Origin of the sequence: Pedobacter frigoris, assembly GCF_032678645.1 — a bacterium.
GTDB lineage: Bacteria > Bacteroidota > Bacteroidia > Sphingobacteriales > Sphingobacteriaceae > Pedobacter > Pedobacter frigoris_A.
The window spans coordinates 244,702-265,740 of record NZ_JAVTSP010000003.1 but is presented as its reverse complement, the minus strand read 5'-3'; the positions used below and the strand labels follow the sequence as shown (position 1 = coordinate 265,740).

Annotated in this window: 14 protein-coding genes; 4 read left to right on the top strand and 10 right to left on the bottom strand. The window is 42.3% G+C overall.

The features are described from left to right. Positions 1-20: 20 nt before the first annotated feature. The 3 genes from R2Q78_RS11610 to R2Q78_RS11600 form a co-directional block, all read right to left on the bottom strand. The gene (locus R2Q78_RS11610; RefSeq protein ID WP_316792010.1) at positions 21-3,458 is read right to left on the bottom strand and encodes a SusC/RagA family TonB-linked outer membrane protein; all 3,438 of its coding nucleotides are present in this window, start codon (positions 3,456-3,458) and stop codon (positions 21-23) included. A gap of 264 nt (positions 3,459-3,722) precedes the next feature. After that, positions 3,723-4,841 carry a FecR family protein gene (locus R2Q78_RS11605; protein ID WP_316792008.1) on the bottom strand — a complete coding sequence of 373 codons (1,119 nt, stop codon included), beginning with the start codon at positions 4,839-4,841 and terminating at the stop codon, positions 3,723-3,725. A gap of 69 nt (positions 4,842-4,910) precedes the next feature. Beyond that, complete coding sequence (locus R2Q78_RS11600) at positions 4,911-5,471, bottom strand: RNA polymerase sigma-70 factor (protein WP_316792005.1); 561 nt, start codon at positions 5,469-5,471, stop codon at positions 4,911-4,913. Between the two features lie 195 nt (positions 5,472-5,666). Here R2Q78_RS11600 and R2Q78_RS11595 point away from each other — a divergent pair, with 195 nt between their 5' ends. Next, on the top strand, positions 5,667-5,972 hold the full coding sequence (locus tag R2Q78_RS11595; protein WP_316792003.1) for a hypothetical protein: 306 nt from the start codon (positions 5,667-5,669) through the stop codon (positions 5,970-5,972). Between the two features lie 34 nt (positions 5,973-6,006). On the opposite strand, the gene ppsA is transcribed toward R2Q78_RS11595, so the two are convergent. Continuing rightward, positions 6,007-8,454 (bottom strand): phosphoenolpyruvate synthase, encoded by a 2,448-nt coding sequence (gene ppsA / locus R2Q78_RS11590; RefSeq protein ID WP_316792001.1) that lies wholly within the window; start codon positions 8,452-8,454, stop codon positions 6,007-6,009. 124 nt (positions 8,455-8,578) lie between these two features. Between ppsA and R2Q78_RS11585 the strand changes: the two genes are divergently transcribed. Next, entirely contained in the window at positions 8,579-9,460 is an 882-nt protein-coding gene (locus R2Q78_RS11585) for an AraC family transcriptional regulator (RefSeq protein WP_316791999.1), read from the top strand. Between the two features lie 54 nt (positions 9,461-9,514). Here the strand turns inward: R2Q78_RS11585 and R2Q78_RS11580 are convergent, their stop codons facing one another. Genes R2Q78_RS11580 through R2Q78_RS11570 form a run of 3 tightly spaced genes read right to left on the bottom strand, consistent with a single transcriptional unit; the run spans position 9,515 to position 14,918 of the window. Then, positions 9,515-10,312, bottom strand: a complete 798-nt coding sequence (locus R2Q78_RS11580; protein ID WP_316791997.1) for an SDR family NAD(P)-dependent oxidoreductase — start codon at positions 10,310-10,312, stop codon at positions 9,515-9,517. Positions 10,313-10,332: 20 nt separating this feature from the next. Further along, positions 10,333-11,499, bottom strand: coding sequence for a mandelate racemase/muconate lactonizing enzyme family protein (locus R2Q78_RS11575; RefSeq protein WP_316791996.1), 1,167 nt, complete (start codon positions 11,497-11,499; stop codon positions 10,333-10,335). A gap of 17 nt (positions 11,500-11,516) precedes the next feature. Further along, entirely contained in the window at positions 11,517-14,918 is a 3,402-nt protein-coding gene (locus R2Q78_RS11570) for a glycoside hydrolase family 2 protein (RefSeq protein ID WP_316791994.1), read from the bottom strand. A gap of 143 nt (positions 14,919-15,061) precedes the next feature. Between R2Q78_RS11570 and R2Q78_RS11565 the strand changes: the two genes are divergently transcribed. Both R2Q78_RS11565 and R2Q78_RS11560 read left to right on the top strand, forming a co-directional pair. After that, positions 15,062-15,928: an AraC family transcriptional regulator gene (locus tag R2Q78_RS11565; RefSeq protein WP_316791991.1), complete on the top strand. Its 867-nt coding sequence runs from the start codon at positions 15,062-15,064 to the stop codon at positions 15,926-15,928. A 172-nt stretch (positions 15,929-16,100) separates the two neighbouring features. Next, on the top strand, positions 16,101-18,176 hold the full coding sequence (locus R2Q78_RS11560) for a tetratricopeptide repeat-containing sensor histidine kinase (RefSeq protein ID WP_316791989.1): 2,076 nt from the start codon (positions 16,101-16,103) through the stop codon (positions 18,174-18,176). On the opposite strand, the gene R2Q78_RS11555 is transcribed toward R2Q78_RS11560, so the two are convergent. From R2Q78_RS11555 to R2Q78_RS11545, 3 genes are read right to left on the bottom strand one after another with little or no spacing between them, the layout of a single operon-like run. Beyond that, positions 18,171-18,584, bottom strand: a complete 414-nt coding sequence (locus tag R2Q78_RS11555) for an L-rhamnose mutarotase (RefSeq protein WP_316791988.1) — start codon at positions 18,582-18,584, stop codon at positions 18,171-18,173. The two genes, R2Q78_RS11560 and R2Q78_RS11555, sit on opposite strands and share 6 nt — an antisense overlap. A gap of 18 nt (positions 18,585-18,602) precedes the next feature. Beyond that, on the bottom strand, positions 18,603-20,246 hold the full coding sequence (locus R2Q78_RS11550) for a sodium:solute symporter (protein WP_316791987.1): 1,644 nt from the start codon (positions 20,244-20,246) through the stop codon (positions 18,603-18,605). A 22-nt stretch (positions 20,247-20,268) separates the two neighbouring features. Continuing rightward, on the bottom strand, positions 20,269-21,036 hold the full coding sequence (locus R2Q78_RS11545) for an SDR family oxidoreductase (protein WP_316791985.1): 768 nt from the start codon (positions 21,034-21,036) through the stop codon (positions 20,269-20,271). Between the last annotated feature and the right edge of the window lie 3 nt (positions 21,037-21,039).

The window sequence follows — 21,039 nt, the reverse complement described above, 5'->3', positions numbered from 1 at the left end:
CTATCTTCTTAATTCAACCATTAAAATGTCAACTGCAATCCCAGGAGATAACGACGTGGAATACCTGTGGTAGCTGTAGAAGTTCCAAAATTCTGTGCACTTCCAACCGTTGGTCCCTCGGGGTTTGAGGCTACTATATTTTTGGAGTAAATCCAAGCCAAGTTATCTGCACTTAGGTAAACTGAACAGTTACTCATCTTAAGTTTGCTCATCAATTCTTTTGGAAGATCATAGCTCAACCTTACGTTACGCAATGCAGCATGGCTTCCATCATGAAAATATTTATCAGAACCAAAGTAATCAGTGTTATTGTGGTAATAAAACCATGGTTCAGTGGCATTAGTCTGTCCCGGTGTCGTCCACTCCACTTGATTCGGCCTGTAGGCCAATTGATTAGAAGTTGTCACACCAACACCTGCGTTTTGTTGAGACTGGGCTGCGTAATCGTCATTCATAATATAATTCAACGCATAGGTAATCATCACACTAAGTGACACAGCTTTGTATCTAAAATTATTTATAAATCCACCAAAATACTTGGGCTGGTAACTACCGATTTTCTGCATCTGGCGCTTATCATTCGATGCACCCACCTCCGCTACAGTATTTACATATTCAACTCCTGTGCGGTTCCCTGCATCATCAAACAACAGTTTTTCAAATCGTGGCTGCCCTGTCTGCGGATCAATACCAGCGTATTTCACGCCCTTTAGGGAATTGATATCATCCCCCGGATAAAGGAAATAGCTGTTTGCATCATAAAACCCTTGTTTCAATTCACCATTAGCAACGCTAAGGATCTTATTCGTGTTATGTGTGAAGTTGAAAGAAGTGCTCCATTGGAAATCCTTTCCGACAATGTTTCGAGTATTGAGCATCAGTTCGATACCACGATTTTGTACGCTAGCGACATTTCTCCATTGGGTTGGGATACCAGCTAGTGGTGATGGAATGGCTTTTTGCAACAGGTCTTCAGAACGACGGTTATAAAGATCAACAGTTAGATCAACCCGATTAAATAATCCCAATTCAACTCCCCCACTCAATGTTTTTGTAATTTCCCATTTTAGATCCGGATTTCCGATAACAGAGAGTATTGCTGCTTGAGTACCAGCGTAATTATATCGTGGGTCATATAAGGTAGTTGTTAGAAAGTTATCGCCGATTTGAGAGCCGCTGGTTCCATAGCTGGCACGTAGTTTCAGATTATTAACCCATTTTATATTTTGCATGAAATTCTCCTTCGTAACAATCCATGCTGCGCCTGCTGAGTAAAAAGTTCCATAGCGGTTGTCACGTCCAAAACTACTGGATGCATCGGAACGGATAGACGCATTAAGGGTGTACTTGTTATCGTAGGTGTAACCTGCTTCTGCGAATGTGGAATACACTGCTTTTACATCCTTTCCACCTTCAACGTTGCCCGCTTTGGTTGTAGGAATACCAAATGCTGAAAAATCATTTCTACCACCAATTTGGCCTCCAAGAGAAATCACAGGATAACCTGGTCTCACCTGGTTTACATTCACTAAAATGTCCTCTACCCTGGTTTGCCCAAATTCCATTGCGGCAAGTGCACGCAGAGCATGTTTACCAAAGGACTTGTTCAAGCTCAGTTGGTTTGATGTCAGGTAATTACTTAGATTACTAGTGGTAGTACCTAAAAATCCTTTAGAAGAAAAAATCGATGCAGAAGCACCGTAGGTACGTGCGTCCTGGTACCTTTCGTTCTTATTGTAATTAAGGTTCCCGGAATTGGTTGAAGAGAAATCCAGCCAGTCCGTAATTTTATATTCTAATCTCGCAGATCCAAAAAACAACTGAGACTTAAGGTCGGAATAATTATACTGTCTGCTGAAAAGCGGATTTTCTGATGTTCTTACAGTGCCATTCGCTTTGTAACTATATGATGGCGAAATGCTTCCATCTGCATTGATCGGATTACCCCATGGAATCAAAGTATATTGGAAACCACCATTGTTGTCAAAATCACGTGATCCGTCATTTAATATTCCATTTACAGATACATTTACTTTTATCCTGTTTGACAACCGGCTATCGAGATTAATACGAATGGATTTTCTGTTTAAATCGTTGTTAATACCGGTCGACTTTTCCTTGTAATAGCCTGCTCCAACATAATACTTTGTTTTATCACTTCCTCCACTGGTTGAAACATTTACATCCTGGGTGCTCGTTGGCTTGAACAAAAACTTTGTCCAGTCATATGAATTGGCCACTTCCGCTGCTGTCGGCAATCTGTTATCCAGGTATGCCTGCATGGTAGGATAGGTAGTTGCTAATCCAGGGTTCTGTTTGTAGTTTTCAGTAAAATATCTTTTTTGCAATTCATACAATTCAGGTCCGTTCATCCATCTGGCGGTTCCCTGATTAGGCACATTCACCCCATATTTAACTTCTCCATTCACACGAGCTCTCTCTGCAGTTCCTCTAATTGTTGTCACCACCAATACTCCCCCTGCCGCACGCGAACCATAGATCGCTGTTGCCGACGCATCCTTTAAAATGGTAATTTCTGCAATTTCCTGTGGAGTAACCAGATCCTTCAGATTTTGGTTAGGCATGATCACACCGTCTAATACCAAAAGGGGACCGTAGTTAAATTGAGGCATGACAAATTCATTTGCCTGGTCAATTCCCACACTTGCTATATTACTCTGTCCACGAACAAAGATTTGGCTCACGCTAGTAGGATCTCCCGCACCTTGTTCTGAAATATATAATCCGGTTGTTCTTCCTTTCAAGAGTGATGCAACGTCAGCAGAGGTAATTCCTCTTCTGATCTCATCACCCGAGATTCTCTGAACGGCTCCCGTAACTTCTCCGATTTTTCTAGTGGTGTACCCTGTAGACACCTCCACTTCATTCAAATCTGTAGCAGATTCAATCATCACCACCTTCAAGTCTTTACCTTCCGCAGCTTTTATTTCTCTGGTGGCATAACCTAAGTATTCAAAGACCAAAGTGGCATTCTCGTCAACATTTGCAAGTTGAAAAGATCCGTCGGCACCAGTGACTGTACCATTTTTTGCACCTTTCACCCTCACTGTAACACCGGCTATAGGAGATCCAGACTGACCTACTACCTTACCACGGACATCAATCGCCTGAAATCGAGCAACAAGCTGTTCTATAAACGAAGCCTCCTTTGCTTTGATTACTACTGTGTGATCTTCAATCGAGTATTTCAGGGGTTGATTCTTAAATAATACTTCAAGAACCTCATCAAGTGACGCCTGTTTTACATCAATATTAACAGGCTTAGCCTTGTTCAAAAGCACATCTGTGTAGATGAAATCATAGCCACTCTGCATCCGCAGCTGCCTAAGTATGGTCCTCAAATCGGCATTAGATTTCGATAAGGTGATTTTCTGTGCGAAGCCGCTAGCGCTGACCTGCAGGAATGTAGCTAGTAATATGACGGTGGTTAAACGCATAATTAGCAAAATTTTACGGTACGGCCGATTGAGCACAGCCGGTTTCCTGGTGTAATTTTTATACATTTGTTTAGATTGGTTTATTCAGTTGCCTTTTGCTTCGAAACTTTGGGCGGCTGAGGTTAACGTTGATTAATTTTTACGTGCCGGTCTACACCCGGAAGTGTTAGCGCATTTCCGGGTTTTTTAATGACATTTAGGGTTGCTTTCGTAGATTTTCTCTCATGGTTGCGGTTTAGGTTATTATTGTTTGTTGATTATATTTTATTTAAATACGTATATTTTTCTGCCTTCTACTTCGAAATGCACCTGACCGGTGGATTCCAATATGCTCAATACTTTAGAAACCTTATCAAATCTGGAAACCGTCCCCTCAAATTTATCCAAAGGAATTGCTCCGCGGTAATGTACCTCTACATCGTACCAACGTTCTACCTTCTTCATAATGTTCTCGATATTCTCATTAGCGAAGACGAATTTGTCATCTTTCCAGGCCACAGAAAGGGTCGCGTCTACCTCATTTACATTGATATCCTGACCGGTATTGACCGCCTCAGTTCCTGGCGTTAGTATCTTTTGAATTCCATTGGCATTTACCCGCACACTGCCTTCCAGCAGTGTAGTTTTAACAATCTGCTCACCTGAATAGGCACTTACATTAAAATGCGTACCCAGAACTTCTACTTCCTGACCCACACTTGATACTATAAATGGATGAGTTTTATCTTTTGCTACTTCAAAATATCCTTCTCCAGTCAGCGTCACCCTGCGTTTGCTATTGGTATGCAGCTTTGTTGAAAAACTCAGACTGGTGGCCGCATTTAACCACACCACCGAACTATCTGGCAATATGACCTGATATGTTTCTCCTTTTTCTGTTGATAGCGTATGAATTTCTTCCGCCGAATTCGAACTACCTTTGTATTCGTAAACAAGCTTGCCATCAGCAGTTTTTGAAATCCTGAGACCTGATTGATTATCTACCACACCCACACGCATGCTGTCTAGTCTGATCTTTTTTCCATTAGCTAAAGTCAGGGTCGCGCCTCTATGTCCGGGGGCCACATCATTTGCATAAGAGATGGTTTTGGTCTTATCAGTTATATCTGACTGGAACAACCAGATCCCGAATGACAACGTAATTAAGGCGATAGCAGCGGCAATGCCGGCACGTTGCCACAAACGGATTGTTCTGACAATCTGGAATTCCCTGGATACCTCCTGCCAGACTTCCGCTTTGACCTCCACGAGGTCACTTTCATTTAGCTCTTCTGGCTGCACACTCCATTGCAAATACCAATTCTCAACTATAGTAGCTTCTTCAGCGCTGCATGTGCTGTTATTATATTTAACCAGTAACTCTTGAAGTTCCGACTGTTCCATTATTTAAAGATTCTATTTCCCCTTTAAATAGATAGACAGTCAGATATACGGGTATGGGGGTAAAAAAAATTAAATTATGTAAAATACCAGTCCGAGACGTGAACGAAGGACTTTCAAAGCATTTTTAACATGACTTCTCACCGACTGCTCTGTGATGCCCAATTGTTCTGCAATTTCCTTATGACTCAGATTTTGCAACCTGCTCATTTCAAAAACTTCACGCATCTTCTTTGGTAGCTGAGCTATTTCTCCGGCAATGATATTAGCAAGCTGGCGCTCACGCAAACGATGATCGGTGATACAATCCTCCACGATGATATTCCTTGGCAGTCCCATCAGGTACCTGGTCTCCACACTTTTATGGCTCACCACATTGATCACCCTGTTCCTTACCGCTGTGTACAGATAGTTGGAAAGATTGGTCAGATCAGCAGTTTCGCGCTTGTTCCATAGACTGATAAAAAGTTCCTGTACAATATCCTTCGCCTCATCTTTATCCTTCAGCCTGTTTAGCGCATGCAAATACAATGCATTAAAAAAACGATCATACACCTCCGCAAAGGCAACATCATTGCCTTCTTTGAGCAAATTGCTGAGTTCTGAATCCGTGTAGTCCCTGTATTTCCTCATTAGGCCGTGTACCAAATATAGTAAGTTTAGGTACACAGTGACAAACGAAATAATTTTAACCTGCTGTCATACGCACAAATATTGTTAAAGTTGTGGGTGTGGCTAGCCTGAACTCACATCTATGCTTTTACGGGCTATAAGTCTGGTTATAAGAACAGCTGCCACATTAGCGCAGATGAGTTTATGCGGGGAAAAATGATCACTGTCCGCAATTACACCATTCCGCAATTGTATGCCATTGCTTTGAGATTAGCACCTCCTAATGACGCTTCATTTAAAGCCAGTGAGCAGGAGAAAGTCATCATTGATGTTCGCCATCCTGAGAAGCTGAAGCGGCTATACTGTTATAAACTGGTAGTGCCTTACAATCATCAGGATGATTTTTATGTACTGATGCACAGAAGCCTTGATGGCGAATGGCCGGAGTATGAAGTGAAAATAGAGAAAAAAGGTAAGGAATATTTTATGGTGATCAGAGACAAGGATCAGGATACGAATTAATCTGATTAATTCGTGTCCTGATCTTTTCTCATAGCTATGCTACGACAGCTGTCCGTAAAATCAACTGGTCTTCTATTTCCTTTATGGCCGTAACAGTCTTCATAAAGGAATCCGGCGTAACGGAGATGGAATCTATACCTTCCTCTACCAAAAATTGCGCAAAATCAGGGTAGTCGGATGGCCCCTGACCACAGATTCCCACTTTTACATTCATTTTTTTAGCAGTTCTGATCAGATTAGATATCATCATCTTTACGGCCTCATTGCGCTCATCGTACAGATTAGCCACCAGCGATGAGTCTCTGTCCAACCCCAGCACAAGTTGGGTAAGGTCATTTGAACCAATTGAAAAGCCATCAATGTGTGCAGCAAACTGCTCCGCTAAAATTACATTAGAAGGGACTTCTGCCATTAAGTAAACCTCTAAACCGTCTTTCCCACGTTCTAAGCCATACTCTTTCATTGTTTTATAAACCATCAGCAATTCACCGACAGTACGGCAAAATGGTATCATTACCACCACGTTCTGTAGTCCCATAACCTGACGCACTTTCTGGATTGCTTTACATTCCATTCCAAAAGCCTCCTTGTAAGCCGGAGAATAATACCGGGAGGCACCTCTCCAACCGATCATTGGGTTTTCCTCACTAGGTTCGAAATACTTACCTCCTGGCATATTGTAGTATTCGTTGGTCTTAAAGTCAGAAAAGCGTACGATTACCTTGTTGGGACAATAAGCTGCTGCAATTTTTGCAATTCCATAAGAAAGCTTTTCAATAAAGTAAGCTTCTTCATTTTCATAACCTGAGGTCAGTTGAGCTATGTAAGCCGTCAGCTCCGCATCGTTCAAGGTTTTGTGCTTCAACAGCGCCAGGGGGTGAATTTTAATATAGTTATTGATGATGAATTCCTCACGTGCCAAGCCTACCCCTTTTGCGGGATAATCAGCATAGCGAAAAGCGATATCAGGCGACCCGATATTCATCATCACAGGTGTCTCAATTTCAGGCAAATCGCACAGACGATGTTCAGTTTTGGTAAAAGCAATTTTTCCGCTATATACGATCCCTTGTTCTCCCTCTGCACACGAAACGGAAATTTCCTGACCCGTGCGAAGGATCTCGGTTGCATTATCGCAACCCACGATAGCCGGCACGCCGAGTTCTCTTGCAACGATGGCGGCATGACAGGTACGCCCGCCCTTGTTGGTGATGATCGCAGAAGCCTTTTTCATGACCGGCTCCCAGTCTGGATCAGTCATTTCAGTCACCATAATATCGCCAGGTAAGAAATTGATTTCATGGATCTGCTGTTTCTGCAGCCCTTTAAGGTTATGCACGCGGCCCGAAGCGATCTTATCGCCGACAGCCACGCCAGTCAGGATAACCTTCTCATGCCTGTTTTTATCATTGATATGGTAAGCAGTAATGCAATCCTGCTTTTTAAGCGAGTGGATGGTTTCTGGCCTGGCTTGAACAATAAAGAGCTCACCACTGATTCCGTCTACTGCCCATTCTACATCCATCGGACACCATTGCCCTCTTAGCTGCGTATAATAATCTTCTATGATGATCACCCAATTGCTGAGCTTCAGTATTTGTTCATCGTTTAGGCAAAACCTGCCTGAATCAATTGGTGGCGTATCGATGATTTCTACCGCTTGCCCGTCCTGGGTGCCGTAGATCATTTGTGCTTGCTTTTTACCTAGTTTTTTTTCAATAATGGAGGGATATCCCTTTCTAAGCAAAGGCTTGTAAACAATATATTCATCGGGGTTAATTGCTCCCTGAACGATCAGTTCGCCCAAACCATAAGATCCATTGATGATGATGGCATCTTTAAAACCGCTTTCAGTATCGATTGAAAAAGCAACCCCGGAAACACCTCTGTCTGAGCGCACCATCTGTTGCACACATACTGACAGTCCGATATCAAAATGACCAAACTTAAAGGACTCGCGGTAACTGATAGCCCTGTCGGTAAAAAGTGAGGCAAAGCAATTTTTGATGGCCGTCAGGATGTTCTGTTTCCCCCGGATGTTCAAATAGGTATCTTGCTGACCTGCAAAAGAGGCATCGGGCAGATCTTCTGCTGTTGCAGACGAGCGGACCGCGAAACCAACCGACTGCTCGTCGTCATCTCCTACAAGTTTGCAGTATGCCTGAAGGATTTCCTCCTCAATCTGAGCAGAAAACACACCTTGAGAAATCAAGGTCCTGATCTGCTGTGCGCAGGAAACCAGGGTTTGCAGGTTTTCTATATCTCCAGATTCTAAAATAGCCCTGATCTTTTCATCCAATTGATTGTCTTTAAGAAACTGGAAATAACAGGTGCTGGTGATTATAAATCCGTCAGGAATCCTGACGCCTTGCGGAGCTAATTTTTGGAGCATTTCACCAAGTGAGGCATTTTTCCCACCTACCATTTCAATATCGCCGATGGAGGCCTCGATAAGGTCCATCACATAACCTTTTGCTTTCATAGCTAAATAATTTTAACAAATGTACATCGTCTGTCAAAGTCACATTTATTAAATATTAAGGTAAATTGATACTATATTAATACATTTGTGCTATTCAATAGGTATTCATATCTGTATATAATACATGAAAGACTTTTTTGGGCAGGTTATAAAGGTGGCTGGTTCCACATTTACCTTAGCGGAAGCCGAGACCTACCATGCGCTCAATAGTTTTCACAGTCACCTGGAATTAGAGCTGATCTATATAAAATCAGGCGAAGGTATTTTTTCCATTGGGGACACTTCCAAGCGGATCTCCGGCGGCACAATGATCCTGATTGGAGCTAACGTGCCCCATCTTTTTAAATTTGAAGCCAACAGGTATTATGACTATGCGACGAAACACGGAAAGACGGTAGTTCCGCTACAACTACTGACCCTGCATTTTGATCCCAACAAGCTCGGTAGTGATTTCCTGGCGCTCCCGGAAAATGCGCTGCTGAATGCATTGCTGGATCAGGCCAAGCAAGGGCTTTTCATCAACGAACAAGTCAAGCAGGTTGTACTGGAAAGATTACAGCTACTGGAGCATGCTGCCGGATATGAACGGCTGCCACAGTTGTTACTGTTATTGAATAAGATCGCAGAAGATCAGGGAACTTCGATTTCAGAACGGTCGGAAAAAAAGCCTTTTAAAAAGATAGACGAGACCAGACTGTCAATGATCTACCTGTACACAATGGACAACTTCTACAAGGAGATCAAATTGAAAGACATTGCCAACATCATCCACATGGTGCCTAATGCATTTTGCCATTACTTCAGATCACGCACGGGTAAGACGTATTTCGAATTTCTCATTTTAGTAAGGATTGAGCATGCCTGCAAACTCCTGAGGGAGAACAACGACAGCATAACATCGGTATGCGACGATTCTGGATTTACCAATATCTCTAACTTCAACAGGTATTTTAAACTGCAGACCGGCACAACACCTTTGGAGTACCGGCGAACCTACAGACAATAAATTTGACGGATAGATTATAATAAGAGGCCGCCCATGCAAATATAAATTCTTCGCTTAATCAGAATTATCCTGCATCAGCGCACTCCTACCTCCGTCTATCAGGTAAGTGGTACCGGAAGCAAAGCCGGCATAGTCACTTGCCAGAAATGCGCACCAGCCCCCAATTTCTTCAACTGTACCTAATTTTTTTACGGGATGAAGATCAACAGTTCTTTTTCGTTCCTTTTCCGAATCTTCAAAGGAATCAAACCATTGTTGATTACCGGGTGTATCAATAAAACCGGGAGCGATTCCGACGGTTCGTATTGCAGGCCCCCATTCAATAGCCAGGCTTCTAACCAGGCCTGCGAGCGCCGTTTTTGCTACGTTATAAGGAAAACATCCCGGAATTGATGCATAAGCATGGTTGGAAGCCATGATGATGATCACACCGTTATTTTTTTCAAGGTAAGGCTTGCACTGCTTAGCCAGTCGCCAATGTGCAGTAAGATTTAGGTCCAGGTTTTTTTGCCATTGGTCTTCGTGGCAAGCTAAAGCTCCTTCAAAAAAATTACGGCCAGCATTGGATACCAGGATATCAATGCGGTCGCCGGATATTTCTGCTACCGATTTTACCAAACGCTCCGGTGCTTTGGAATCTGCGAGGTCGGCTTTCAAGTATATGGCTTTTCCATGCTCAGCCTCTACAGCAGCGATAAAACCTTTAGCTTCAATGCCATCCGGTTCATTTTCCGCACAACCAGCCACTGTCGCTCCAGCTTTTGCCAGCATTCGTGCTATGCCCAGACCAATACCGGAAGTGGCCCCTGTAACAAGTGCCACCTTTCCCTTTAAATTAATTTCCAACGACATATTACGAATCTACGAATAGATTAGACATAAAATCCAGGTCTGGGCTCTAAAATTCCGGGATGTTTCTCCATTTCTTCTTCTACCAGGTCTACACCAAGTCCGGGGCGGTCCGACAACTGTAAATGTCCGTCTTTTACCATATCTGCTATCGGATGTGTGATGACAGTATCTCTCCAGGGCACATCGTTAAACATGAACTCCTGTCTGAAAAAGTTTGGTACCGAAGCACATACCTGGGCAGAAGCCAGTGTAGAAAGTGGGCCGTTTGGATTGTGCGGAGCCAGCAAAACATTATAAGCCTCCATCATGGTAGCCATTCGCTTCATTTCCGACGGGCCGCCGCAACGCGTGATGTCCGGCATCATAATGTCGCAGATATTTTTTTCCAGAACCGGTCTGATGCCATGTCTGGTGTAATGGCGCTCACCAACACAAATGGACACATTAGATGGTATCCGTTCGCGCATGGCCCGCAGCGTATCAGCACTTTCAGGACCAGCCGGCTCTTCATACCAGGTGATATCCAGCGTTGAAAGCCGCTGTGCCATTTTCACAGCAACCCTGTAATTCAACATTGCGTGGGTCTCAATCATAATGTCAAAATCAGGGCCCACTGCATCTCTTACTGCTTTGCTTACATTAAATGCCAGATCCTGCTGCGCATCAGTAAGCATAAGATTAGAAGAAAGATCCTCACCATACAGGTAATTCGTATGCGCAAAAGGATCGAACTTTAAACCAGTAAAGCCTGCTTCCTTAACTTTTAAAGCCTGGGCAGCATAATCCTGTTCATTATGTCCTCCTCCCGTAAACCAATAGTTTGCATACAATAAAATATCTTTTCGGAATGCTCCGCCTAAAAGCTCGTAACAAGGCACACCTAAAACTTTCGCTTTCAGGTCGAGCAAAGCCATGTCTATACCACTAATGGCACAAAGACTGGCGCCGTATGGCCCCATCCAGTTTAGATCCCTGTATAGTTTAGTCCATATGAAATCAGTTTTCATCGGATCCAGACCTATGATCCTTTCACCTACGTGTTTTGCCGCATGATAAACTATCGGACTACCTGGCCAGTTTGTAGCTTCTCCTACCCCGGTATGACCGGTATCTGTATATATTTTCAATAAGGTCCAGTTGTATTTAACTCCTTCAACCAGCCAAACTTTTACATCTGTAATTTTCATTCTATATATTTTATTACCTAATCAACTTTAAATTTAACTACTCCTTTTAACTCTGAACCCATTTTAAGCGGCTTGCGTTCTCTGCTGTAGTACCCGGCGAAGAAACTATCAGATCCGCCTCCGTTCAGTTCAGCGATTAAAAATCGTGTTTTATTTCCATCAATCCAGCTCCTTGCACTTTGTTTTCCATCAGAAAGCACTGTAACAGCACTTCCTTTGTCATTGCTCAGTGTGGCATGATAGATATTTGCCTTTGTACTTCTAAAATCCCGGCTACCCAAATCATTCGCATCAGCTGCCCATGGCCCCTTCGGAACTGATCTTGGTGCCTCCACATATTTCAGGTGTACAGGATTTGCATAAATATCGCCTTTTGTTCTGGCAATATCTGTTTCCGGATAGACACTAAAAAAACCTTTGCTTGAATAGTTCAGGTGTTGAAAATCGCCTGGCAATTCAAGGGCCAATCCCCATTGCCTCGGGTTAATACCGTTACCTGCCGTCATTTTAAAACTGTACTCCACCTGTACCGTTCCATCACCTGGAAAAAGGTAAACATATTTTCCCTGAAACTGGCTGTAACTACCTTCTACAGTCACTACAGCGGTGTCATTCTGCATTTTACCAGATACAGTGCTCGCTTTCCATCCTGCTTCCGGTTGGTTTAATATTGGTTGTATATTTCTTTGGTAGTTGTTTCCTGCTATGTGAGGAGCTCCACCGTCATAACCGTTCATAGGTACTACCATCAGGTTTAAAGACGACAACAGCGCCTCGTTCGCCAAAGCACCGGTCATCTTATTGAAAGCATATTTTTTATCGCCCGCGCTCACAACCACTTCATTTGCTGAAGATTTAAGCTTGACGGCTTGTTTTTTCGAAGTTGCGATTTCAGTCTTTGGTTGTTTAAAAATCAACAGTTCTTCCTGGGTTACAAAACCCCTCGGATCGGTATACGTGATCATCAATGAATCAGTTTGATCTGGTATGTTCAGGCTCAGTACACCTTCTGATCTGGCCGGAATATTTGCTGATGCAGTTTGTGTTTTCCCATTAATCACATAGCGCACCACACCTTCATTAAGATTTGCAAAATCGTACCTGTTCTGTATATTGAGTGAAAGCACACCGTTTACAGGTTTGGCGGTCTTCAGATTGGTGACAATGAATGGTGCATAGGATTTGCGTACCGCAATAAATTCAGGTTTTTCACGTCTCCATGCATCCAGAATTGAACCCCATGGACCATACCCTACGATACTGCTATCTGGCATATGAAAAATATCGTCTATTCCCGCCCATATTGCGCCACCCAGACATGCTTCATGAACGTACATCCTGTCGTACATCTGTTGCAGCATCCTGCCCCAATCTGCACGAATATAGGGATCTGTTACTTCCTCCAGACGGTTGTAAGTCTGCACATGACAATACTCCCCAAACAACACCGGCCTGTCTTTAAACTGATCTGTTGCCTGAGGGCCGCCCAATCCGGGATAATGAATGTTCCTAATATCAGCCATACTGCCTGCATTGTTAAAACCGCCATACGTCTGATCGTGAAAAGCAGTGGGTCTTGTAGGATCAAATTGCTTCACCACCGAATTTACCTTCTCCCACAACGGGCTCCAGCGCGATTCATTAGCAATAGACCAAATGATGATTGATGGGTGATTGCGGTTGGTTTGAATATTTTCAATATTAGCCCTTACGAAGTAAGGCAAAAAATCAGGATTAAGATAATCCCATTGCTTCCAGATCGGACTGGAGTTATGTTCTACCCAGGTAATTGCCGCCTCTGCCTCTACAAACAAACCCAAAGAATCACAGGCAGCCAAAAGCTCTTCTGCAGGTGGATAATGCGAAGTACGGATGTAATTACAGTTTGCATTTCTGAACGCGATCACATCAGCTAAGTTTACCTCAGCACTTACACTTCTCCCGCTCAACGCACCCACATCATGCCTGTTGGCACCATGTAGCTTAATCGGCTTATTATTTACAAAAAACTGATTCCCCCTGATGTCAATTTGTCTGAAGCCTAGTTTTTGCCTGCTTTCCTGGATGACCTGACCTTTGCTTGTCAGCTGTGTAACCAGTGTGTACAAATAAGGGTGCTCTGTATCCCATTGTTTCGGCAGGGGAACATTCAGTTTCAGCACGCCCTTTATATCCGCCTTATTTTTTATAGAAGCCTTTGCTGTCTGACCCTGGTTAAGCACAACTTCTTTACCATCCTTATCCAGCAAAATAAACTTCAGCGCAGCATCAGCTGCAGATGCCGACTCATTAAAAATCTGGTATTGAACGTCAACAGTCGCGTCTTTAAATTCCCCGTCAAACTTAACGACTGGATTTACTGAACCAATATTTATTTGCGGCAATGCCATTACCGACACTTTTCTTAAAATTCCACCTACTGTATGTGCTGCATATTGCGAAACGCATCCTATTTTATCTGAAATGGTCTGACTGGCTACTTTTACTTCAAGCTTATTGTTTCCGGCTTTGACAGCTTTTGTTGCATTCATTTCAAAAGCAACAAAGCCACCTTCGTGCTCACCTATCAATGCATCATTCAGATAAACCTGACAAAAAGAACTTACCCCATCAAAACGGATCTTGATGCTTTTCCCATTCCAATCCTTGGGCATTTCAAAACTTGTATGGTAACTGGCCTGTTGCGCTGAGTCTACCTGATAACCTTGCATGGCCCATTCTCCCGGAACCTGTATTTTACCTTGTTGAGTCTTATATTTAAAGTCCCAGGTTCCATTCAATAACATAACAGGATTCTTCACCCCTGCTACTTTCGCTGGTTTCGGCGACAATCTTGAAGGACTAAAGGTAAAAGCATTCAGCTTTTCAGTAAGCAGGTTTTTATAAACCGGGGCTTTATTTCCGGTCGACAAGATCTCCAGACCTGAAATCGCTACGTTTGCTCCGGATGCCGGAATGAGGGCTAGTACAAAAGAGCCGTCTTTATAGCTTTCCCGTGGGATGTCATAGGTTTCTGTCAAAGGTTTTCCATAAGGCAACCTGAGCCCAGCATTCAAAACCTGCTGGTCGGCTAAAACTTTAATTACCCTGTCTCTCGAATCGGAAAGATAAGTGATCCTGATCTGATAATCACTTTTTATGTCTTCTACATAAAAAGGAAAAGACATCCTGGTATTAAAATACACATTCCGCTCTGCCGCGTCCCTGCCTAAAACACTACTATTAATCTCGTTCGGTTTGAAAGTATATTTCTGCCCAGCCTTTGCAAGAAGACATTCTCCGCAGTTTGCTGCCGTAAAACTCTGGATGATCTTAAATTTCTGAGCATTGGCAGAGCCCAGGTTCAGCAACAAAACAACCAATGCATTTAGTAAGCACATTAGCATTTTACCCTTTCCTCTCAGTTGCATTTTATCCATTATCTGTAATTAAAATTTATTGTGATATTAAAAGACTAAGTTATCAGCATTACAGAGCCTAAACTCAACCCCTATTGTCAGACCCTAACACTATATTGTCCTTTTATAGTGATTATTAAAAAATAAATTAGCAAATTTATACTATGCAACCATTATTGATAGAAACCAATGCCGTTTTACAACAATCTATTTTTGTCAAGGAAGTAAATGTTAAAAACCTAAACAATCCGCTGCATTTCCATAAGGAATATGAAATGGTATTGATGACCAAAAGCAACGGAAGGAGAATAGTTGGAGACAGCATAGAGAACTTTACCGAAGGCGATCTGGTGATCATGGGTCCTAATCTTCCACATGTTATGTATAATGACAAGGAATATTATGCTCCCGACAGTGAGCTTGAGGTAAGTGCTATAGTTACCCATTTCCGGCTAGACTGGCTGAGGGAGAGTTTCATCAACTCAGGAGAGGCTACAAAGTTAAATGACTTGCTAAGGGACATCAACCGGGGAATAAAAATCTATGGCAAATCACACAAAAGGGTAGTTACTATACTGAATGAACTATTGCTAAGTACCGGATTAAAACGAATCATCCATTTATTGAATATCTTAGACCTACTATCAGAAACCAATGAATATGAATGTCTTTCAAGTCTTGGTTATTCTAACCTGCACAATCATAAAGACATGCAGCGCATCAATAAGATCTACGATTACATTATGAATAACTTCACAGAAAATATCACCCTTAAAGATGCGGCGGCACTTGCCAATATGACCATCGCCTCTTTTTGCAAATATTTTAAAGGACGTACTCAGAAAACTTTCACTCAGTTTGTCAATGAAGTAAGGATTGGACACGCCTGTAAATTGCTTTATGATGATCACCTGTCAATTTCACAAATCTGCTTCCAGAGCGGCTTCAACAATCTGACTAATTTCAACAGGAACTTTAAAGAGTACACTAAACTCAATCCCTCCGACTTCAAAAAGAGTCTAAGGCTTTAAAAACATTCCAATTTTAATAGAACCTCTTGTCAGACCAGTCATTTTGATAAAAAATTAAGAAAAATTATTCTTCAAGAATAATTTTTATCTTATTTAACTAACTAAGCAGATTTAATAAATTAATATTTAACCTAAATCCCTAACTTAGAGGCACGTGCTCAAAACGTTCCTTATGCTCCATTATCTGAATTACAAAATGATTGGCCGTCTTATACTTGTTTCTTGTCTAATTTGCACATTGTTGCCAGGCTGTCAGCGATCTCATACGCAAAATCCGGATCATCCACCTGTAACAGATAGTATAATTGACCGGGCAAACACTTTGCTGAATACAGGAAGAATTAATGACGCACTCTTTCACATTGATTCTGCTTACAGTAAATTACAGAATCCGGGGCCAATTGATCTTTGGAAAAAATACAGTTTCAAAAACAATTTTTACCTCAATTACCAGATCACTCCTGAAAAGGCAAATCTATATGTGGACAGCATGTTTACAGTATTGAAAGGCTACGAGTCTGCTCACAAAAATATTTATGCCCAAACTATCTTTGCCAAAGGCGATGTATTGAGAGCGAGTAAAAGTTTTGATGAGGCTTTTGAGAATTACTATAAAGGATTAGAATACGCAGAAAAAAACCTCGACACCTGCCTTTTCACCAACTTCAGCAACAGGCTTGGACTCATCCGATATGCTCAGGAAGAATTTCTGAATGCCATACCCTATTTTAAAAAGGCTCTTAACGAAAATAGCCATTGTACTTGTAGTGATTTCGCAGAGCAATTCGCCATTCCGCAATCCATTTATAACAATATCGCATTGAGCTTTGAACAAGCAGAAAAACCAGACAGTGCTTCACACTACTATCTAAAAGCAAGCGAGTTTATCGACAAGCGTTCGAAGCGTTTTCCTGAGAAGATAGTATTTATAGAAACATCCAAAGGGGTCATTTATGGTAACCTCGGGGGACTATATGCGCAGCAGCATCAGTATGCGGAAGCTGAAAAATATTTAAAGGCCAGTATTAAAATCAATGACAGACCGGGATATGCCGTAGAAGATGCACAAACCGCCAAACTGAAGCTCGCAAATTTATACCTCGATCTTAATCGTCTGAAAGAAGCCGACAACATGATCAGTGAACTGGAAACGGATCTCTCCTCAAGAGAGGGCTCCAACAATGAAAATAGTCACATGTTAAAGTTTATATATGACTTAAAAAGCAGGTACTTTAATAAAAAAAATGATCCTCAAAATGCCTATCTGTATCTGGTAAAATACAATGCAATTAATGATTCTTTAAACGCTGAGATCAGCGGACTAAAGAATGTCGATATTGATGCCGCCTTTAGGCACTCTGAACAGCAGCACAAGCTAAACCTGGTGAGCAGAGACAATCAACTAAAAACCTTTTATCTGATTGCCGCGATAGTTTTTATTATTCTGACAGTAAGTCTCATGTTCACCGCAAGAGCCAACTTAAAACGTTCTCATAGTAACGTAGAGAAACTCACTGCGCTCAATAAACGAATCACAGATCAAAATGAGCAGATGCATCTTACCCTTGCGATTCTTGAACAAAGTCAGGCAGAAAATACCCGCATGATGAAAATTGTAGCACACGATCTTCGCACTCCGATTGGGGCCATCAAAATGGTTGCTTCACTAATGCTTCAAAAGTCAATATTGTCTGATGATGATAGAGAATTACTGGATATGGTGAAGCGTTCATCAAAAGATTGTCTCAATTTAGTATCTGAAATGCTTCAGCCAACACAGTCCCCTGAACAGCTAGAAAAAGAACCGGAGGAACTTGACAAAATGCTCGGCTATTGTGTAGAGCAGCTAAAACTAAAGGCTGAAGGTAAAAATCAGCAAATTACACTTCAGACAGTCCAGCTTCTTGCACCCATCAACAATGAAAAATTATGGCGGGTAATGAGTAACCTCATCACAAATGCGATCAAATTCAGTCCTGACAATACAACCATCCAGATCAGTCTCATCAAAAAAGAGAATAATGCGCTTATTTCAGTCAAAGATCAGGGGATAGGAATTCCAGATGAAATCAAAACCAAAATATTCAATCAGTTTTCCGAAGCCCAGCGTAAGGGAACTGCCGGTGAACAAACCTTCGGACTCGGACTTTCGATTTCAACTCAAATTGTTAATGCCCACGGAGGAAAAATATGGTTTGAAAACAACCTCGATAAGGGGGTAACTTTTTATGTCGAGCTGCCCTTATAAATGGAATACTTCTTCCATATTGGTCCATATTCCATTTTTTGCCGCCGTCTCGGGTAGTGGTTTCTGACATGGGTCAGTCTCCTTCCACCAGCGTTGGGTATTTGGATCATCGGCCATCTTTTTCATGTCGCCATCAAAGTCCGTCCCAGTATATTCAAAATAGCTAAACAGGTAATACTCTTCACCTATTTTCTGAAGATATATAGAATAGTTTTTAATGTTACATTCCTTAATTTTTTTAAGTACTTCAGGCCAGGCGTTGGCATGCAGTTTTTTATAATATGCTAACTTCTCAGCTTTCAAACCTGTTACAGAACCAAACCGTCTGATGTTCTCGGGCTTAACTTCAGTCTTGCAGGATGCAAACAAAAGAACTGCAATAAATAGGGCAATAAGGTTATTTTTCATCTCTATAAAATTTACTTTTTATCTGAATATATAATACAGTACGGCCATCACCGACAATAGAACAACTGACAATAACTTGTAATTCCCGATACCCTTCCAGGATTCTCCCTGAAGCGGTTCCCATGGAGTCTTCCAGTACAAACCCGCACTTTCTTCAGTATGCTTTACCGGATAAACATAAGATAGCGAAACCTGCATAACTACACATACACAAAACAGGTAAAATGCCATCATCATAAACGGGATATGTCCAATGGTACTATCCGGAACCAGCTTGTTGATCGCAAATACGACAACCCCAAGCACAGACCCAATCCATAAGGTCAGCTTTGCTGACTCTGCAGAAGCTCCTTTCCAGAATACACCAAGTAGGAATACACAGGTAATCGGCGGAGCAATATGCGCTATGATATCATTGATCCCGCTGAATATACTCTCATATTGATTCAATAATGGAAGCAGACCTAATGAAAATACAAGAGCAATAGCAGCAGCTATTTTTCCTATCCGGATCAATTGTTTATCAGACGCATCAGGGCGGTAGCGCTGGTACATATCATAACTCACCATCGTTGAGATCGAATTTAGTGCTCCGGAGACCTGGCTCATCAAGCCGGATAAAAGTGCTGCCACCAATACCCCTACCAGACCTGAGGGCAAAAGCTGGGTGATCATTAAAGTATAAATGCCTTTCGAATTGACATTACCTGCCGCATCCAATCCCAGACTACTCACGTCAAGGTGTCCGGATTTAGTCAGCGTATAGGCAAACAAACCCGGTAACACAAAGATAAATACCGGCAGGATTTTAATGAAACCGCAAAACAACGGACCTACCCTTGCATGATTTTCATCTTTTGCACCCAAAACGCGCTGTACAATAGTTTGATCCGCACACCAGTACCAGATACCCAGAATTGGATACCCTAAAAGTACAGTGTACCAAGGCATTCCGCTGCTATCGCCATGTGGCCGCAGCATCGAAAGTTTATCCATCTCTCCATTCTGCTTCAATACATCTGTCATGGAATCCCAGCCACCCATCTTATTAAAGGCAGCATAGCTAATGATAAATGCCCCAGCCAGCAAAACCACGGTTTGAATAGATTCCGTTACGACAACAGCTTTCAACCCTCCAATAATGGTATAAATAGCAGTAATGACACAGATAACAATAACGCTGACATACATGTTCAACCCAAATAAGGTTTTGAGTACGATGCCACCAGCCAGCATAGAGAACGCAATGTGAATGATAATGGCCGAAATTACTGAAATGACGGCAAGCCAGTCACGACTGGCCCGGTCATATCGCTTTTCGAGAAAATCAGGCAATGTCGCCACTCCCGACTTGATGTAGAACGGTACAAAAAACAGCGACAATAAGATGAGTGTGAAGGCAGCCATCCACTCAAAATTCCCATTCAGCAGTCCGCTATCAAATCCACTTTGAGCCAGACTTACCAGGTGCACAGTAGAAATATTGGTCGCAAATAACGCCAGACCAATAGCCGGCCATTTCAAAGTCTTACCGGCAAGGAAATATTCTCCCGCGGCATTCAGTTTATTCTTTCGTCTGTGGCTGATGCCAGCCCAAAGGCCTACTGCCAGAATACCTAGAATGTATAAAATACTAATGCTTAAGTCGAGTGATTTTAACATCTTAATAATTTTAAATCTTTTACTATTTAATTACCCTATAACCTAGTTCTGCACCCCCACTTACCGGCAAAATGGTTCCGGTAATAAATCTCGCTTTATCTGAAACCAGAAAAACACAAGCATCTGCAATCACATCACCTTCTGGACAATACCCAAGCGGGTGTATGTCATTCAGGTATTTTTCCATAGACTGAGGATCAGGTTGCTCCTGATTCCATTGTTTCAATAATGGCGTCCAAACACCTGCGGGCAGCACAGCATTTACACGGATGGAATGCGGCGCATAATCCAGTGCCATAGATTTTGTCAGCGCATTCATTCCACCCTTTGTAGCGCTATAGGCGGCATGGTTTTCCTGCCCGATCTCACCTACGAGACTACTGGTATTCAGGATACAACCTCTACTTTCCTTCAAAGCTTCAAAACCAAACCTGCTTGTATAAAGCAAACTCTTCAAATTCACATTCATCAGCTGATCCCATTCTTCATCACTGGTTTCATGCAGCGGTTTAGACGGGCTGGCTATACCGGCATTGTTATGTATGGCGTTTATTTTGCCGTACCTGCCCAATGCAGAGCCAATAGCCTCTGCTACCTGAGCAGCATCCGAAACATCACATGAAATCCCAAGATGTTGTTCACCCAGCGCTGCGGCGACAGCTTCCGGATCACCCGAAGACGCCGCTATCACCACGCTGGCACCTGCTTTTGCATATGCTTTTGCACATTCCAAACCAATCCCCATCGAACCACCCGTAAGGAAAATAACCTGATTTTCTAATAATCGCATATC

Bases quoted from the DNA above. Each gene is read 5' to 3' on its own strand.
- R2Q78_RS11550 (WP_316791987.1), bottom strand. From the start codon at position 20,246: ATGTTAAAATCACTCGACTTAAGCATTAGTATTTTATACATTCTAGGT.
- R2Q78_RS11585 (WP_316791999.1), top strand. From the start codon at position 8,579: ATGAAAGACTTTTTTGGGCAGGTTATAAAGGTGGCTGGTTCCACATTT.
- R2Q78_RS11555 (WP_316791988.1), bottom strand. From the start codon at position 18,584: ATGAAAAATAACCTTATTGCCCTATTTATTGCAGTTCTTTTGTTTGCA.
- R2Q78_RS11575 (WP_316791996.1), bottom strand. From the start codon at position 11,499: ATGAAAATTACAGATGTAAAAGTTTGGCTGGTTGAAGGAGTTAAATAC.
- R2Q78_RS11595 (WP_316792003.1), top strand. From the start codon at position 5,667: ATGATCACTGTCCGCAATTACACCATTCCGCAATTGTATGCCATTGCT.
- R2Q78_RS11560 (WP_316791989.1), top strand. From the start codon at position 16,101: ATGCTCCATTATCTGAATTACAAAATGATTGGCCGTCTTATACTTGTT.
- R2Q78_RS11565 (WP_316791991.1), top strand. From the start codon at position 15,062: ATGCAACCATTATTGATAGAAACCAATGCCGTTTTACAACAATCTATT.
- R2Q78_RS11545 (WP_316791985.1), bottom strand. From the start codon at position 21,036: ATGCGATTATTAGAAAATCAGGTTATTTTCCTTACGGGTGGTTCGATG.
- R2Q78_RS11570 (WP_316791994.1), bottom strand. From the start codon at position 14,918: ATGGATAAAATGCAACTGAGAGGAAAGGGTAAAATGCTAATGTGCTTA.
- ppsA (WP_316792001.1), bottom strand. From the start codon at position 8,454: ATGAAAGCAAAAGGTTATGTGATGGACCTTATCGAGGCCTCCATCGGC.
- R2Q78_RS11580 (WP_316791997.1), bottom strand. From the start codon at position 10,312: ATGTCGTTGGAAATTAATTTAAAGGGAAAGGTGGCACTTGTTACAGGG.
- R2Q78_RS11610 (WP_316792010.1), bottom strand. From the start codon at position 3,458: ATGCGTTTAACCACCGTCATATTACTAGCTACATTCCTGCAGGTCAGC.
- R2Q78_RS11605 (WP_316792008.1), bottom strand. From the start codon at position 4,841: ATGGAACAGTCGGAACTTCAAGAGTTACTGGTTAAATATAATAACAGC.
- R2Q78_RS11600 (WP_316792005.1), bottom strand. From the start codon at position 5,471: ATGAGGAAATACAGGGACTACACGGATTCAGAACTCAGCAATTTGCTC.